General features: G+C 67.7%; 15 protein-coding genes and 2 tRNA genes. 14 read left to right on the top strand and 3 right to left on the bottom strand.

Translation table 11 applies throughout. The features are described from left to right. Positions 1 to 59 precede the first annotated feature (59 nt). The 9 genes from topA to ASD13_RS02075 all read left to right on the top strand — a co-directional run bounded on the left by topA (position 60) and on the right by ASD13_RS02075 (position 9418). Positions 60 to 2921, top strand: coding sequence for a type I DNA topoisomerase (topA, locus tag ASD13_RS02115; protein ID WP_055865290.1), 2862 nt, complete (start codon positions 60 to 62; stop codon positions 2919 to 2921). Then, entirely contained in the window at positions 2918 to 3547 is a 630-nt protein-coding gene (gene tmk / locus ASD13_RS02110; protein WP_055865287.1) for a dTMP kinase, read from the top strand. Before topA ends, tmk begins: the two co-directional genes overlap by 4 nt. 70 nt (positions 3548 to 3617) lie before the next feature. Next, positions 3618 to 4775 (top strand): DNA polymerase III subunit delta', encoded by a 1158-nt coding sequence (locus tag ASD13_RS02105; RefSeq protein WP_017829060.1) that lies wholly within the window; start codon positions 3618 to 3620, stop codon positions 4773 to 4775. Continuing rightward, positions 4772 to 6325, top strand: a complete 1554-nt coding sequence (locus ASD13_RS02100) for an alpha/beta hydrolase (RefSeq protein WP_055865286.1) — start codon at positions 4772 to 4774, stop codon at positions 6323 to 6325. Before ASD13_RS02105 ends, ASD13_RS02100 begins: the two co-directional genes overlap by 4 nt. A gap of 69 nt (positions 6326 to 6394) precedes the next feature. Further along, a tRNA-Thr gene (locus ASD13_RS02095) sits at positions 6395 to 6467 on the top strand. A 67-nt stretch (positions 6468 to 6534) separates the two neighbouring features. Then, positions 6535 to 7116, top strand: coding sequence for an isochorismatase family protein (locus ASD13_RS02090; protein WP_055866807.1), 582 nt, complete (start codon positions 6535 to 6537; stop codon positions 7114 to 7116). Beyond that, positions 7113 to 7646 (top strand): DUF1697 domain-containing protein, encoded by a 534-nt coding sequence (locus tag ASD13_RS02085; protein WP_055865277.1) that lies wholly within the window; start codon positions 7113 to 7115, stop codon positions 7644 to 7646. The genes ASD13_RS02090 and ASD13_RS02085 overlap by 4 nt, the downstream gene beginning before the upstream one ends. A gap of 230 nt (positions 7647 to 7876) precedes the next feature. Then, positions 7877 to 8392, top strand: a complete 516-nt coding sequence (locus tag ASD13_RS02080) for a CGNR zinc finger domain-containing protein (protein WP_055865274.1) — start codon at positions 7877 to 7879, stop codon at positions 8390 to 8392. A gap of 81 nt (positions 8393 to 8473) precedes the next feature. Further along, entirely contained in the window at positions 8474 to 9418 is a 945-nt protein-coding gene (locus ASD13_RS02075) for a DUF1254 domain-containing protein (protein WP_082531367.1), read from the top strand. Between the two features lie 6 nt (positions 9419 to 9424). On the opposite strand, the gene ASD13_RS02070 is transcribed toward ASD13_RS02075, so the two are convergent. Continuing rightward, a complete protein-coding gene (locus tag ASD13_RS02070; RefSeq protein WP_017828981.1) occupies positions 9425 to 9970 on the bottom strand; it encodes a type 1 glutamine amidotransferase domain-containing protein in 546 nt (181 codons plus the stop codon). A gap of 180 nt (positions 9971 to 10150) precedes the next feature. Here ASD13_RS02070 and ASD13_RS02065 point away from each other — a divergent pair, with 180 nt between their 5' ends. Both ASD13_RS02065 and ASD13_RS02060 read left to right on the top strand, forming a co-directional pair. After that, positions 10151 to 10606: a hypothetical protein gene (locus tag ASD13_RS02065; RefSeq protein WP_055865271.1), complete on the top strand. Its 456-nt coding sequence runs from the start codon at positions 10151 to 10153 to the stop codon at positions 10604 to 10606. Between the two features lie 113 nt (positions 10607 to 10719). Then, positions 10720 to 11160: a DUF1622 domain-containing protein gene (locus ASD13_RS02060; RefSeq protein WP_055865269.1), complete on the top strand. Its 441-nt coding sequence runs from the start codon at positions 10720 to 10722 to the stop codon at positions 11158 to 11160. A gap of 99 nt (positions 11161 to 11259) precedes the next feature. Here ASD13_RS02060 and ASD13_RS02055 read toward each other — a convergent pair. Then, positions 11260 to 11332: transfer RNA gene (locus ASD13_RS02055), tRNA-Lys, on the bottom strand. Between the two features lie 137 nt (positions 11333 to 11469). Continuing rightward, entirely contained in the window at positions 11470 to 12126 is a 657-nt protein-coding gene (locus ASD13_RS02050; protein WP_017828978.1) for a fasciclin domain-containing protein, read from the bottom strand. Positions 12127 to 12321: 195 nt separating this feature from the next. On the opposite strand from ASD13_RS02050, the gene sigK reads away from it, so the two are divergent. Genes sigK through ASD13_RS02035 form a run of 3 tightly spaced genes read left to right on the top strand, consistent with a single transcriptional unit; the run spans position 12322 to position 14377 of the window. Beyond that, positions 12322 to 12921: an ECF RNA polymerase sigma factor SigK gene (sigK, locus tag ASD13_RS02045; protein ID WP_031205569.1), complete on the top strand. Its 600-nt coding sequence runs from the start codon at positions 12322 to 12324 to the stop codon at positions 12919 to 12921. Next, positions 12918 to 13718: an anti-sigma factor gene (locus ASD13_RS02040; protein ID WP_055865268.1), complete on the top strand. Its 801-nt coding sequence runs from the start codon at positions 12918 to 12920 to the stop codon at positions 13716 to 13718. The genes sigK and ASD13_RS02040 overlap by 4 nt, the downstream gene beginning before the upstream one ends. 29 nt (positions 13719 to 13747) lie before the next feature. Further along, positions 13748 to 14377, top strand: a complete 630-nt coding sequence (locus ASD13_RS02035) for a hypothetical protein (protein ID WP_017828975.1) — start codon at positions 13748 to 13750, stop codon at positions 14375 to 14377. Positions 14378 to 14500: the final 123 nt, after the last annotated feature.

Here is a 14500-nt window from a genome sequence, read left to right as displayed (position 1 = left end):
CACTGTGAACGACCCCACACAGTGGTGTGTATGGTGTGCTTCGAAGAAAGGACGCACCCTTGGCTGAAGGCAAGAAGCTCGTCATCGTCGAGTCCCCGACGAAGATGCGGTCTATTCAGGGATACCTCGGCGACGGCTACGAGGTGCTCAGCTCCGTCGGCCACATCCGCGACCTCGCTGACAAGAAGGACATCCCGGCCGCTGACAAGCAGGCCTATGGGAAGTACTCCATCGACATCGACAACGGATTCGACCCGTACTACGTCGTCTCCGATCGGAAGACCAAGACGGTCGCCGAACTCAAGCGTGCGCTGAAGAATGCCGACGAGCTCCTGCTCGCCACTGATGAGGACCGCGAAGGTGAGGCGATCGCCTGGCACCTGCTCGAGACCCTCAAGCCCAAGGTTCCCGTCAAGCGCATGGTCTTCCACGAGATCACCAAGGACGCGATCCAGGCTGCGGTCGGCAACACCCGCGAACTCGACCACGACCTCGTCGACGCGCAGGAGACCCGCCGCATCCTCGACCGCCTTTACGGCTGGGATGTCTCGCCCGTGCTCTGGTACAAGGTCAAGACCGGAATCTCGGCCGGACGCGTGCAGTCTGCGGCCACCCGTCTGATCGTCGATCGAGAGCGCGAGCGCATGGCGTTCACCTCCGCCGAGTACTGGGACGTCGATGCCGCGGCTTCGGCGACGGGCACCTCGTTCAAGATCCGTCTCGTCCGCGTCGACGGTGGCCAGCTCGCGCGGGGCACCGACTTCGATGACGACGGCAAGCTCAAGAAGGCCGTCGTCATCCTCGACGAGGCGGCCGCAACCGCTCTCGCCCAGGCGGTCGACGCCGTGGGCACCGGAAGCGTGACGAAGGTCGAGGCCAAGCCGGGAACGCGCAGCCCCTACGCGCCGTTCACGACCTCCACGATGCAGCAGGAGGCCGGGCGCAAGCTCTCGATGGGAGCCAAGCAGGCGATGGGTGTCGCCCAGCGTCTGTACGAGAAGGGCTACATCACCTATATGCGTACCGACTCCACGTCGCTGAGCACCCAGGCGGTGCAGGCGGCGCGGAGCCAGGCGGTGGCACTCTACGGCGACGCCGCGGTGCCGCTGAAGCCGCGGGTGTACAAGTCCAAGAGCAAGAACGCGCAGGAGGCCCACGAGGCCATCCGCCCCTCCGGTGACAACTTCCGCACGCCGGCCTCGCTGTCCTCCGAGCTCGATCGCGACGAGCAGCGCCTCTACGACCTCATCTGGAAGCGCACCGTCGCCAGCCAGATGTCGGACGCCAAGTACGAGACCACGACCGTCACGATCGCCGTCGACGCCGCCGGGAAGAAGGCCGAGTTCACGGCCTCCGGAACCGTCTACACCTTCAAGGGCTTCCTGGAGGCGTACGAGGAGGGCCGCGACGAGAAGCGCGGTGACGCGGACGCTGCGGAGAACCAGTCGCTGCCGGCTGTCGCGGTCGGCGATCAGCTCGCCGTGTCCGACGCCGAGGCCAAGGGGCACCGCACCACGCCGAAGCCCCGTTACACCGAGGCCTCGCTCGTGAAGGTTCTCGAGGAGAAGGGCATCGGTCGTCCTTCGACGTTCGCCTCGATCCCCGAGACGATCCTCGACCGTGGATACGCGGTCAAGCGCGGCCCGGCCCTCGTGCCGACGTGGCTCGCGTTCAGCGTCGTGCGTCTGCTCGAAGAGCACTTCGCCGACCTCGTCGACTACGACTTCACGGCTGCGCTCGAAGACGACCTCGACACGATCGCCCGCGGCGAGCAGAACCGGGTCGAGTGGCTCAAGTCCTTCTACTTCGGCTCCGACAACCACGTGGGTCTGCGCCAGGTCGTCGACAACCTCGGTGAGATCGACGCTCGTGCGCTGAACTCCACGCGCATCACCGACACAGCCACGCTTCGCTTCGGCAAGTACGGCCCGTATCTCGAGGTGGCCGACCCCGCGAACCCCGAGGCCAAGCCGCGCATCGTCAACGTGCCGGAAGACCTCGCACCCGACGAGCTGACCGCCCAGAAGGCTCAGGAGCTCATCGACGCTCCCGTCGCCGGCGACCGCGTGCTGGGGGAGAACCCTGAGAACGGCAAGATCATCGTGGTGAAGGACGGCCGGTTCGGGCCGTACGTGCAGGAGAACGACCCTGTGTCGGAAGACGCCGCGGTCGACGAGACCACCGGCGAGGTCGTCGAGGCTCCCAAGCCCAAGCGCGGCGCGAAGAAGGAAGCAGCGCCCAAGCCGCGCACGGCCTCGCTCTTCCGCTCGATGTCGGTCGACGAGATCGATCTTGACACCGCGCTGCGTCTGCTGAGCCTCCCGCGCGTCGTGGGCGTCGACCCGGAGTCGGGCGATGAGATCACGGCGCAGAACGGCCGGTTCGGGCCCTACCTGAAGAAGGGTGCGGATTCACGGTCGCTCGAATCGGAGTCGCAGATCTTCGATGTGACGCTCGACCAGGCGCTCGAGATCTACGCGCAGCCGAAGTACGGCGCGGGTCGCCGGGCATCGAGCGCTCTCGCCGAGTTCGAAGCCGATCCCGTCAGCGGGAAGCCGATCCGCATCCGCGACGGACGTTTCGGCGCGTATGTGACCGACGGTGAGACGAACGTGACGATCCCGCGGGGTCAGACCGTCGAGGACATCACCTTCGAGGTCGCGGTGCAGATGCTCGCCGACAAGCGTGCCAAGGGTCCGGCTACCAAGCGCGGAGCGAAGAAGGCTCCTGCGAAGAAGCCGGCCACGAAGAAGGCTCCTGCCACCAAGAAGCCGGCCGCGAAGAAGCCTGCCGCCAAGAAGGCGCCCGCGAAGAAGACCACAGCTGCCACGTCCGCTGCCCGGTCGGCTGCTGCAAAGAAGGCGGCAGCCACGCGCGCCGCCAACGCTGCGGCGAAGGCGGCGGAGAAGGCGGACTCGTGACCTCAGGTCGCGGGGTGTGGATCACGCTCGAGGGCGGTGACGGCTCGGGCAAGACCACGCAGTCGAACCTGCTCGCGCAGTGGCTCGAAGACACCGGGCGTACCGTCGTCCGTACCCGCGAACCCGGCGGTTCCGAGGTCGGGCAGCTCATCCGCGACATCGTCCTGCACCATCGCGGCGACATCGCGCCGCGCGCGGAGGCGCTGCTGTACGCCGCGGATCGGGCGCACCATGTCGCGACCGTCGTGCGACCGGCGCTCCGTCGTGGCGAGATCGTGCTGCAGGATCGCTACCTCGATTCGTCCGTGGCCTACCAGGGCGCCGGACGGGTTCTCGACGCGACCGAGATCCGAGATCTGTCGCTCTGGGCGGCGGAGGACGCGCTCCCGGACCTGACGATCCTGCTCGATCTCGACCCCGCCGAGGCCCGCACCCGTCTGGACTCCGTCGACAAGCCCTTCGACCGGCTCGAGGCCGAGCAGGCGGAGTTCCATGGCCGTGTCCGCGATGCCTTCCTCGATCTCGCGGCGGCCGAGCCGGACAGGTTCCTCGTCCTCGACGCGGCAGCGGCGCCGGAGGTCATCGCCGAGCGGATCAGGACCAGAGTCGCAGCGCTGCTCGACTGAGCCGGCTCGACCGAGCGAGGAAGCGATCCTCCGTGCCGTGACCGTCGGTGGTCGCGATTAGGCTGAGACCATGCCCCAGACCGTTCCCGCCCCGTTTCCCTGGGCGGATGTGTGGGGGCAGGACGCCGCCGTCGACACGCTCCGCGCCGCGGCATCCGATCCCTCCGCCCTCTCGCACGCCTGGTTGATCACGGGCCCGCCGGGCTCGGGACGCTCCACCCTCGCGTACGCCTTCGCCGCAGCGTTGATCGCCGACCGGCCCGATGACGAGAATGTCATGCGCCAGGTGCTCGCCGGCACTCACCCCGACGTTACGGCGTTGCGCACCGACAAGGTCATCATCACCATCGCCGAGGCGCGCGGTCTCGTCGAACGCTCCTACTTCGCACCGTCTGCGGGGCGCTATCGGGTCATCGTCGTCGAAGACGCCGATCGCATGGTCGAGCGCACCTCCAACGTGCTCCTGAAAGCGCTCGAAGAGCCGCCGGAGCAGACGGTGTGGATCCTGTGCGCGCCCAGCGAGGCCGACCTGCTGCCCACGATCCGATCCCGCGTGCGCTCACTGCGGTTGCGGGAACCCGACGTCGCCGATGTCGCCCGGCTCATCAGTCTGCGCACCGGCGTCGATGAGGTCGTCGCAGAACAGGCGGCGCGGCACGCGCAGCGTCACATCGGCATGGCCCAGCGACTCGCCACCGACGATGCGGCTCGGCGTCGCCGAGACGAGACTCTTCGCTCCGTCCTCGGTGTCAGGGGGGTGGGCGATGCGGTCGAGGTCGCCGGTCGCATCATCCAGGCCGCCACGGAGGACGCGAAGGCGCTCACCGCCGAGCGCGACGCCCAGGAGCGGGCGTCGCTGCTGCGCACGATCGGCATCGCCGAGGGGCAGGCGGTCCCGCCGGCACTGCGCACGCAGCTCTCCGCGCTCGAAGACGATCAGAAGAAGCGTGCGACGCGCAGTCTGCGCGACGGGATCGACCGCGTGCTCACCGATCTGCAGTCGCTGTTCCGCGACGTCGTGATGCTGCAGTTCGGCCGTGGCGACGATCTCATCAACAGTGAGCTTCGCACCGAGCTGACCGAGCTCGCATCCGCCTGGTCCGAGACCCGTACGCTTGTCGTACTTGACCACCTTGCCGACACGCGGCAGTCGTTGGAGCGCAACGTCGCCCCTCTGCTCGCCCTGGAGAGCTTGCTCGTGACCATCACGAGCGGGAGGAAACCGTGAACAATCGATCGACTTCCCGCTTGCGTCGCGCCGCCGCGATCGTCGCAGGGCTGGCCGCTGCGTCCGTCGCGCTCTCGGGCTGTCTGTACGCGATGATCCCCGAGCAGTCCTCGCGGCCGTCGACGACCAGCGCCCCCGATACCGAGGGCGTCGCCGACGACCTGCTGCCCTTCTACTCGCAGGAGCTGACGTGGACGGAGTGCGGTGTCGGCTTCGACTGCACCGACGTCACGGCGCCTCTCGATTGGGAAGACCCGGGCAAGGGTGAGATCACCCTTTCGGTGGTTCGGCACCGCGCCGAGGGCACCCCCGTCGGCTCGCTGCTGACGAACCCGGGTGGCCCCGGGGCGAGCGGTGTCGACCTGATCCTCAACAACCTCGACTACGCCGTCGGCTCCGACCTCATCGAGAACTTCGACGTCATCGGGTTCGACCCGCGCGGGGTCGGGGCATCGACCGCGGTGACCTGCTACGACGCCCCGCAGATGGACGAGTACCTGTACGGCATCCCCGCTGCGGCCCGTGGCACGGCGGAGTGGGAGGCTGAGCTGCTCGACTCGCACAAGGCCTTCGCCGAGGCGTGCGACGCGAACAGCGGCGGCATCCTGCCCTACATCACCACGGTCAACGCCGCTCGCGACATGGATCTGATCCGCGCGGTGCTGGGCGACAAGCAGCTGAACTACCTCGGCTACTCGTACGGCACGTTCCTGGGGGCGACCTACGCGAAGCTGTACCCCGAGAAGGCCGGTCGTCTCGTGCTCGACGGCGCCATCGATCCCGCCGTTCCGGGGCTCGAGGTCGGAGCGACACAGGCGCTCGGGTTCGAATCCGCGCTGCGCGCCTACATGCAGGACTGCCTCGACTCGGGGGAGTGCCCGTTCAACGGCACCGTCGATGAGGCGATGACCGACCTGGGAGCGCTGCTCGCGAGCGTCGACAGCACACCGCTCAAGAGTGGAGACGGCCGCATGCTGGGCGCGGACTCCCTGATGACCGCCATCATCGCGGCGCTCTACTCGCAGGACAGCTGGGGCTACCTCACGCAGGCGCTCGATGAGGCGCTGCAGGGTGACCCGACATCGGCGCTGTTCCTCGCCGACTTCTACAACGGACGCGAGAACGGCACCTACACCGACAACTCCGCCGAAGCGTTCCGTGCCTACAACTGCATGGACTACCCGGTAGAAGACGATCCCGCAGCAGAGGCAGCGATCAACGCGAAGATCGCTCAGGGCGCACCGACGATCGCGCCGTACTGGACCGGCCCCGACTCCTGCTCGGTCTGGCCGTACCCTCCCACGGGCACGCGTGGCGAGATCAAGGCCGAAGGTGCAGGCCCCATTCTCGTGATCGGCACCACGAACGACCCGGCTACCCCGTACGAGTGGTCCGAATCACTCGCGAACCAGCTCGAAGAGGGTGTTCTGATCACGCGCGTCGGCGAAGGGCACACCGGGTACAACAAGGGCAACGCCTGCGTCGACGACGCGGTCGAGGCTTTCCTGCTCGATGATGTCGTGCCCGAAGACGGCCTCCGCTGCGAGTGATGCGGCCTCGATTCGCGAGAGAGCGCGAGACAGGGTAATATCGGTGATCGCGCCGCTCACGCGTCGCACGCCGCTTTAGCTCAGTCGGCAGAGCATTTCACTCGTAATGAAAAGGTCGTCAGTTCGATTCTGACAAGCGGCTCCGAAGGCCCCGTGATGCGAAGAACATCACGGGGCCTTTCCCGTTCCTCACGGCGTACTCTCGAAGCATGAGCAGAGCGCTTCTCATCGTCGACGTCCAGAACGACTTCACCGAAGGCGGGGCACTCGCCGTCGAGGGAGGCGATGCGGTCGCCGCGGCCGTCACCCTCTTTCTCACCGCCCACGCCGGCGACTACGACGTGATCATCGCCTCGCGCTACTGGCACGACGCCGACGGTGACAACGGAGGGCATTTCGCGCTGGCTCCCGACTACGTCGACTCGTGGCCGGTGCACTGCGTCGCGGGAACAGCGGGGGCCGAGTACGACCCGCTTCTGGCGACCGATGCCGTCACCCACCATGTCCGCAAGGGGCAGGGGAAGCCGGCGTACTCGATGTTCGAGGGTCGGACGGAGGCGGGGGAGACGGTGGGCGCGATCCTGACCGCGGCGGGCGCGCTCACGGCCGATGTGGTGGGCATCGCGACCGACCACTGCGTGCGGGCGACAGCCCTCGACGCCATCGCGCACGGCGTTCGCGTCCGCATCTTCACCGACCTCGTCGCCGGAGTCGCACCCGCGCCCAGCGAGGCCGCACTCACCGAGCTCGTGCACGCGGGAGCGGAACTGGCCGAGAGCCCCAAGGCGTGAGCCGGAGCGTCCTGCTCCTGCGGGCCGTGAACGTCAGCGGCCGCAACAGCGTTCCGATGGTGCGTCTCCGCGAAGTGCTCGCCGCCGAGACCGACCTGGCCGACGTCTCCACGTACATCGCCAGCGGCAACATCCTCTGCCGCGCGCCACTGGATCCCGATGCCGCGTGCGACGCTGTGCGCGAGGCCATCCGGGTCGAGTTCGGGGTGGACACCCCCGTCATCCACCGCACTCACGCGCAGTTGGTGTCCTCGGAATCCGCGCAGCCGTTCCCCGAGGGCGACGTGAAGTTCGTGCATGCGATGTTCCTCCAGGGCTCGCCGTCGGAGGGTGCGATCGAGGCGTTGGAGCAGCGCCTCCTTCCGGCGGAGCGGATCGCGCTGGTCGGTGACGACATGTGGATCGACTACGGCGAGGGCGGCATACACTCCACCCGACTCACGAAGGCGGTGCTGGATCGGGCGCTCGGCGTCGCGGGGACGGCACGCAACCTGCGGACGACGCGGACGCTCATCGAGCTGACGGCGTGATTCCGCCCAGATCTGTACTCATCGCTGCCGGTGGCGTGTGCGGGTGGGCTTGCAGGTCGACCCGGCGGGTGTCGCAGGCCGAGCACCGCACATAGAGCACGATGCCCTCGCTCGTCGGATGACGTGACTCCACGAGCCAGGCATGCTCGTGCGCCGGCGCAGCGGGGTGGACGCGGGGGATCGGAAGCGTGTTCAGCGAGGTCATGCAACCAGCGTGATGTAATGGTCTTATGCATCTCAACCCTTACGGCGAGTATGCCGTGCTGTTGGCCGCGTCACTGGCCAACGACTGGCCGGTGGATCGAGCAGGGATCGAGGCGCGCACACTCGAACTGGGGATGACGCAGACCTTCCCGCCCGCCGCGGATGACCATGAGCGGGTCAGGGTGGTCATCGACGAATGGCTCTCGATCGTCGATGAACCCGACCCCGACGCGCGAGCGGCCCTCCTCAACGCACAACTCGCCGCCGCAGCCGCCTACCCGCGCCTGACGAACCACGACGACGAAGGATGGCACCTGCACTACCGCGATGACGTGCCGTCGATGCCCTACGTGCTCCGCGCGGTCATCAGCCTGGGCACCTCGCTGCATCTGGTCACCCGGGGGATGAGCCGGCTGAGTCGTTGCCAGGCCGCGCCCTGCACGAGAGTCGTCGCGGACGTGACCCGCAACGGCCGCCAGCGCTTCTGCTCCGTGCGTTGCGCCAACCGTGCGGCGGTGCGCAGACACCGCGCCCGGATCTGACAGACGGCGAATCGAGACTTTCGGCCACACCATGCGCGAGGCTTCCGTGCCACGATGGCCGAGAGACGATGAGGAGACGACGTGTCTGATGTGATCGTGAATGTCGACAACTTCGCCCGTGCTGAGACGGACGTGATGATCGATCGGATTCTGCAACAGGCCGGGGCCGTGAACGCGATCTACCACGATCGGCAGTTGGCACCGCTCGACAGGCAGCCCGTGATCCGACAGAACCGCGACACGCTCTACTCGGTCGCGATCGTCGACATCTCTCACGGAGCGACGTTCACGCTTCCGCCGTTCGGCGACCGATACGTCTCGGTCATGATCATCAACCAGGACCACTACATCAACCGGGTGCTGCACGAGCCGGGAACATACGATCTCACGGTCGACGAGTTCGGTTCCGACTACGTGGTGGTCGCCGCCCGTGTGCTGTTCGATCCGACTGATCCCGACGACCTCGATGCCGTCCACCGCATCCAGGACGGCATGCGTGTGGATGCGGGCTCTGCCGCCCCGTTCGCACCGTCGGCGTTCGACCCGGTGACCCATAAGGTCACCCGTGATCATCTCCTGGCGCTCGCGGAGGGTCTTCCCGGATTCTCGCGGAGCTTCGGGAGCGTCGAGCAGGTGGACCCCGTGCATCACCTGCTGGGAACCGCTGCCGGCTGGGGCGGGCTCCCCGACGATGAGGCGCAGTACGTCGCACTGTTCCCCGGGCTCGAGCCCGGGCGCTACCGGCTCACGCTCCGCGACGTGCCGGCGGATGCGTTCTACTCGGTCAGCGTGTACAACGGCGACGGATACTTCGAGCCGAGCGCTTCCGGCATCACGAACGTCAACGATGTGTTCGGCGTCAAGAACGACGACGGATCCATGACGGTGTGGCTCGGCGACTTCGACGACGATCGCCCCAACCGGATACCGACGCCCGAGGGATGGAACCTGTTGATCCGCCTCTACCGTCCACGGCTGGCCGAGGTGGCGGGCTGGACCGTTCCCTCGGTCGAGCCCGCCCACTGAAGACGGTCAGGCGGTCTGCCCGGCGTGCTTCCCCTCGCCGATCTCCTCGACGAGCTTCGCGTTGAACGCCGGCAGATCGTCGGGCGTGCGGCTGGAGACGAGGCCTTCATCGACCACGACCTCTTCGTCGACCCACGTCGCGCCCGCGTTGCGCAGGTCGGTGGTCAGGCTCGGGTAGCTGGTGAGCGTGCGCCCGTCGACCACACCGGCCTCGATGAGGATCCAGGCGCCGTGGCAGATCACGCCGACCGGCTTGTGCTGCTCGAAGAAGGCCCTGGCCAGATCGACGGAGGCCTTGTCCATGCGCAGATGGTCCGCGTTGACGACGCCGCCGGGCAGAACAAGCGCGTCGAACTGATCCGCAGTGGTCGCCGACGCGTGCAGATCCACGGCCTGTTCATGTCCGTTCTTGCCGGTGATGGCTGCACCGTCCGGGGCGATCATGGTCGCGCTCGCGCCTTCCGCCGTCACCGCATCCCAGGGACTCGTGAGCTCGCTGTCCTCGAATCCGTCGGTCGCGAGGAATGCCACGCGGCTGCCGCTGAGAGTCATCGTTCGTCCTTTCCTGGAGAGTCGTCCGCCGTTCGGGGGACGACTCCACGATCCCCCGCAGCGGAAGAGGAAGGAAGGGGGTGGCCGCGCAGGCGAGCCGGTGATACAGGTGAGCGGGAGAAGCGGCGGCCCGCGGAGCGCTCCGCTCGGATCGAGGAGCCTCGGCAGTACGATCCAGGCATGCGCGTTCGTCCTGCACTCGTCCTCCTCTCGGCGCTCGTCCTGCTCGCGGGGTGCGCTCCCGAGCCGGCGGCGAGCCCCTCGCCCTCCGCATCCACGACGTCTTCGCCGACCCCCACGCCGTCTCCCTCGGCGTCCGAGACCGCGGAACCGCCGGCGGCGGGGACGGAATTCACTCCCTCGGTGCTCGTGCAGCTCTGCACCGAGAGGACTCGCGCCCTGGCCCCGAACGCGACGTACTTCGGCGACATGGCGACCACCGAACGGCTCGAACCGTCATCGCTCTGGTTCGTGGTCATCCCCAAGACGCTCGACGGTGCGGACAGCGTCGCGGTGTGCGGCATCGGCGGCACCCAGGAGGCGCCGGTGTTCGCCCTCGAAGGGGAGACCCTCCCGGATGGAGTGGCCGACATCCGCGAAGAACTGCTGACCGGAGCGCCCGGCGGCGAGTCCTGAGACGGCTGCCGAGAGGCGAACTGCGGCGGACAGAGCATCCGCGCGTCTTCGACGTCACCGTAGAGTGATCCTGTCGGTGGGGCGACCTGACCGAACGAGAATGAGGGGGCCACGTGGTTGAGGGGATCGAATCGTTCTTCACCGTGATCGCGGTGGGCTTCGAGGTGCTCGGTGCACTCGCGATGGTCGTCGGGTTCATCATCGCCGTGGTGCTCGCCGTCCGTTCGCTGCGACGGTCGGGCGACGGTCACGCCGCCTATCTGCTCCTGCGCAACACGCTCGGCGCCGCTATCCTGCTCGGCCTCGAAGTCTTGGTCGCTGCCGATCTCATCCGCACCATCACGTCGAAGCCGTCGATCGAGGACGCCGTGATCCTCGGCCTCATCGTGCTCATCCGGACGGTGCTCTCGATGTCGATCCAGATCGAGATCGAGGGTGTCGCGCCCTGGCGTCGAGCCCTCCTGACCAGTGGCGGCCAGCTGATCGCGGAGAACGTCCGCCGAGACCGTGCCGCGGAGGCGACGGCCGTTGCACCCGAGGCGCCGACATCCTGAGCGACCTGCGCGCGGATGTGCCGTCCTCATCGACGGAGGCGTGGACGCCCGGGGCTGCTGACGGCTCGTGCGGATACCCCAAGCGCATCGTCTTCTGGGTGGGCCCCGTGGGGCTCGAACCCACGACCCGCGGATTAAAAGTCCGATGCTCTGCCAACTGAGCTAGAGGCCCCTCATCAAAGTCTAGTGCGCACGACGAGGGGCCGTCGGCGACACAGCACCACCGACGGCCCCTTTCCTTCCCGGGTCTCTCCTCCAGAACCCGAGAAGGGCGTGTGCCGGGCGTCCTCCCACCCGGCTGTCCCTGGCTTAGGAAGCCGGGGGCATCAGAACCGTGTCGATCAGGTACACGGTCGCGTTCGCGGTCTGCACTCCACCGCAGATGACGCTGGCGCCGTTGACCTTCAGGTCATCGCCGCTGCCGGTCACCTCGAGGTCGGCGCCCTGCACGGTCGTGTGCATGCCGTCGATGTCAGCCGGCTCGATCTGTCCGGGGACCACGTGGTACGTCAGGATCGAGCTCAGCGTGGCGCTGTCGGTCTTGAGGGCCTCGATCGTGGCGGGGTCGATCTTCGCGAAAGCGTCATCCACCGGTGCGAAGACGGTGAATTCGCCACCGTTCAGGGTGTCGACGAGGTCGACGTCGGGGTTGAGCTGTCCGCTCACCGCAGCGACCAGCGTGGTCAGCAGCGGGTTGTTCGAAGCCGCGACCGCAACCGGGTCCTGCGACATTCCCTCGACCGAGCCTGCGCCGTCCGGCACGGCGTCGGCGTATGCCGCGCAGCCGGGGCCGACCAGGTTGGCCGCCGGGTCCATCTCCATCGGCGTCGACTCCGACGTCTCCGGTGCCGTCGGCTCGGACGATTCCGTGGTGCTGCCGCTGCCCATGGAACAGGCGGAGAGCAGGAACGCGCTCGCCAGGCCGAGGGTGATCGCTGCGGTGACCTTCTTCTTGGTGCTGAACATGTCGAGCTCCTTCAGAACTGAGCCACGGCCTCTCCGTGGCGTCGAGGGCTGTTCGGAGCCCGCTCGCGATCGGATGGGACGAATCTGAGAAATCTTTGAAATCGCCTCCACGACCGCGCAGGCGCGGACATTTCCGCGATCTCTTTTCCTTCACATTCGGGCGACGTCTGCACGTGATCGGGGAGGAGATACGGCATGCTTATGGAGATGGTCATCGATGGGTTCGACGTTCCCGAGGACGGAGCGACGCAGGATGCTGTCGCCGACCTCATCGTCCGCGTCGCCTCCGGTGATCAGGCTGCCTTCGCGACTCTCTATGACATGCTCTCCTCCCGCGTGTTCGGCCTCATCCTCCGCGTGCTGATCAACCGCGCGCAGAGCGAGGAGGTGCTCCAGGAAGTCTTTCTGGAGATCTGGCAATCCGCTTCCCGCTTCGCTCCGAACAGAGGTCAGGGACGAGCGTGGATCATGACGATCGCTCATCGCCGGGCCGTCGATCGGGTGCGAGCTTCGCAGTCGAGCGCCGACCGAGACGTACGAGCAGGATTCAAGGACATCGGCGTCGCGCACGACAGTGTCGCGGAGCAGGTCGAATTGGGGATCGAGGGAGGAAAGGTCGTCGAAGCGCTGTCGGGTCTTCCGGAAGCGCAACGCGAAGCGCTCGTCCTCGCGTACTACGGCGGTTACAGTCAGAACGAGATCGCGGCCCTCGTGGGAGCGCCGCTGGGGACTATCAAGACACGGATGCGAGACGGGCTCACTCGTCTGCGCACGGCGATGGGGGTGACGGCATGAACGAGAAGGACTTCGCGGAACTCGCGGCAGGTGCCGCGCTGCACTCGCTCGACGCAGAAGACGAGCGACGCTATCGCGCTGCCCTCACTGAGCACCCGGAATGGGAGGACACTGTGGATGCGGACACCGCCACCGCTGCGTCGCTCGCAGACCCGGTCGAGCCTGTCACCCCGCCCTCGCACATCCGTACCGCTCTGCTCGCGCGGATCGCGGACATGCCGCAGGACGATGGATCGCGAACGGATCCGGACCCCTCCTCGGCGAACGCCGAGAGCACAGCCGACTCGTACGGCGCCGGCGCCGGTGCCGAGCCCGCGATCTCACCGAAGCCGAAGCAGCGCCGCTGGACACGGAGCGTGTTCGCCCTGGCCGCATGCCTCGCCGTGCTCGTGGGCGTCGGAATCGGTGCGGTCGCTCTCAACCAGCAGCTGAACCCGCCCGCGAGCGTGGTCGCTCTGCAGGAGATCGAAGCCGCCGGAGATGCCCAGCAGGCGACCGTCGAGCTCGACGACGGCGGCAGCGCCACAGCGCACTGGTCGGCGTCCGCCGGCAAGGCGGTGCTGGTGGCCGACGGACTGCCGAGCCCGGGTGACGGACAGACTTACGAACTGTGGTTCGTGCGCGGCGACGGCCCCGTCGCCGCCGGCGTCTTCGACGTCGACGGTGGGGAAGCCACAGCTCTGCTCACGGGTGACATGCAGGCAGGCGACGCGATCGCCGTGACCGTCGAGCAGTCCGGCGGCTCGCCGTCCGGTCAGCCGACCACCGACCCGGTGATCGTGATCCCCACGGCCTGAGCCGCACTGATCGCGCGTACCCTGGAGGGATGCCCGAGCAGTACCACCGCCCTGTGCGCCGCCCCACGAGTGCCTTCGACAACATCGTCGGCGCGCACGATCCCGCCGAGGAGACGCGCGTCGCGCATGCCACGGCATCCGCTCTGCTGACCCGTGTCCGCGCAGATGAGAGTGGGGCGAGTGCGGAACGTCTCGTGGCCTTCACCGCCGAGCACGGGATCGACGAGATCGCCGAATTGTGGTCGAAGGCGCCGTCGCGCACGCTGCCCGGCGCACTCTGGCGCCTCTACGTCCTGCAGCTCGCGATCCACGGCGACCCGCAGACCGCCGCACTCCTCTACGACCGGGGGCGCGTCGAACTGCCGTCGGCGGATGCGGTTATCGCGGGGGCGCCCGTGCCGGCGAGTCCGGACGAGCTGGTCGCCTTGATCGACACGATCCTGCGGGGCGCGTTCCGCGGCGACTTCGCCGTCGCACTCGACCGCGCCGCGGCGTTCTGCCGCGTGCAGGCCTCGGGGGCGACCCATGCCGCCGACGATTACGAGCCGACCGAGCCGGCTCGGGCCAGCGAGCTGACCACGCGCGCGCTGCGGCTGAGCAGCTACGGTCAGGATCTGGCCGCGGCTGCTGTGCTGTGGCGGATGGATGCTCTCGCCTGAGGCGGCGGAGAGACTGCCCGGACATGAAAAGACCGGGCCGCAAGAACGCCTCTCGGCGGAAGGCCGCTCAAAGCGGCAAAAATTGGAGCCCGGGGTTATGCGGCCCGGCCACTCAATTGTAAC

The organism is Microbacterium sp. Root1433D1 (assembly GCF_001426835.1).
GTDB lineage: Bacteria > Actinomycetota > Actinomycetes > Actinomycetales > Microbacteriaceae > Microbacterium > Microbacterium maritypicum.
This window is presented reverse-complemented; position numbering and strand designations above follow the sequence as displayed.

Coding starts and splice junctions, on each gene's coding strand:
- ASD13_RS02105 (WP_017829060.1), top strand. CDS start 3,618: ATGCCCCAGACCGTTCCCGCCCCGTTTCCCTGGGCGGATGTGTGGGGG.
- ASD13_RS02090 (WP_055866807.1), top strand. CDS start 6,535: ATGAGCAGAGCGCTTCTCATCGTCGACGTCCAGAACGACTTCACCGAA.
- ASD13_RS02080 (WP_055865274.1), top strand. CDS start 7,877: ATGCATCTCAACCCTTACGGCGAGTATGCCGTGCTGTTGGCCGCGTCA.
- ASD13_RS02070 (WP_017828981.1), bottom strand. CDS start 9,970: ATGACTCTCAGCGGCAGCCGCGTGGCATTCCTCGCGACCGACGGATTC.
- ASD13_RS02065 (WP_055865271.1), top strand. CDS start 10,151: ATGCGCGTTCGTCCTGCACTCGTCCTCCTCTCGGCGCTCGTCCTGCTC.
- ASD13_RS02050 (WP_017828978.1), bottom strand. CDS start 12,126: ATGTTCAGCACCAAGAAGAAGGTCACCGCAGCGATCACCCTCGGCCTG.
- sigK (WP_031205569.1), top strand. CDS start 12,322: ATGCTTATGGAGATGGTCATCGATGGGTTCGACGTTCCCGAGGACGGA.
- ASD13_RS02040 (WP_055865268.1), top strand. CDS start 12,918: ATGAACGAGAAGGACTTCGCGGAACTCGCGGCAGGTGCCGCGCTGCAC.
- ASD13_RS02035 (WP_017828975.1), top strand. CDS start 13,748: ATGCCCGAGCAGTACCACCGCCCTGTGCGCCGCCCCACGAGTGCCTTC.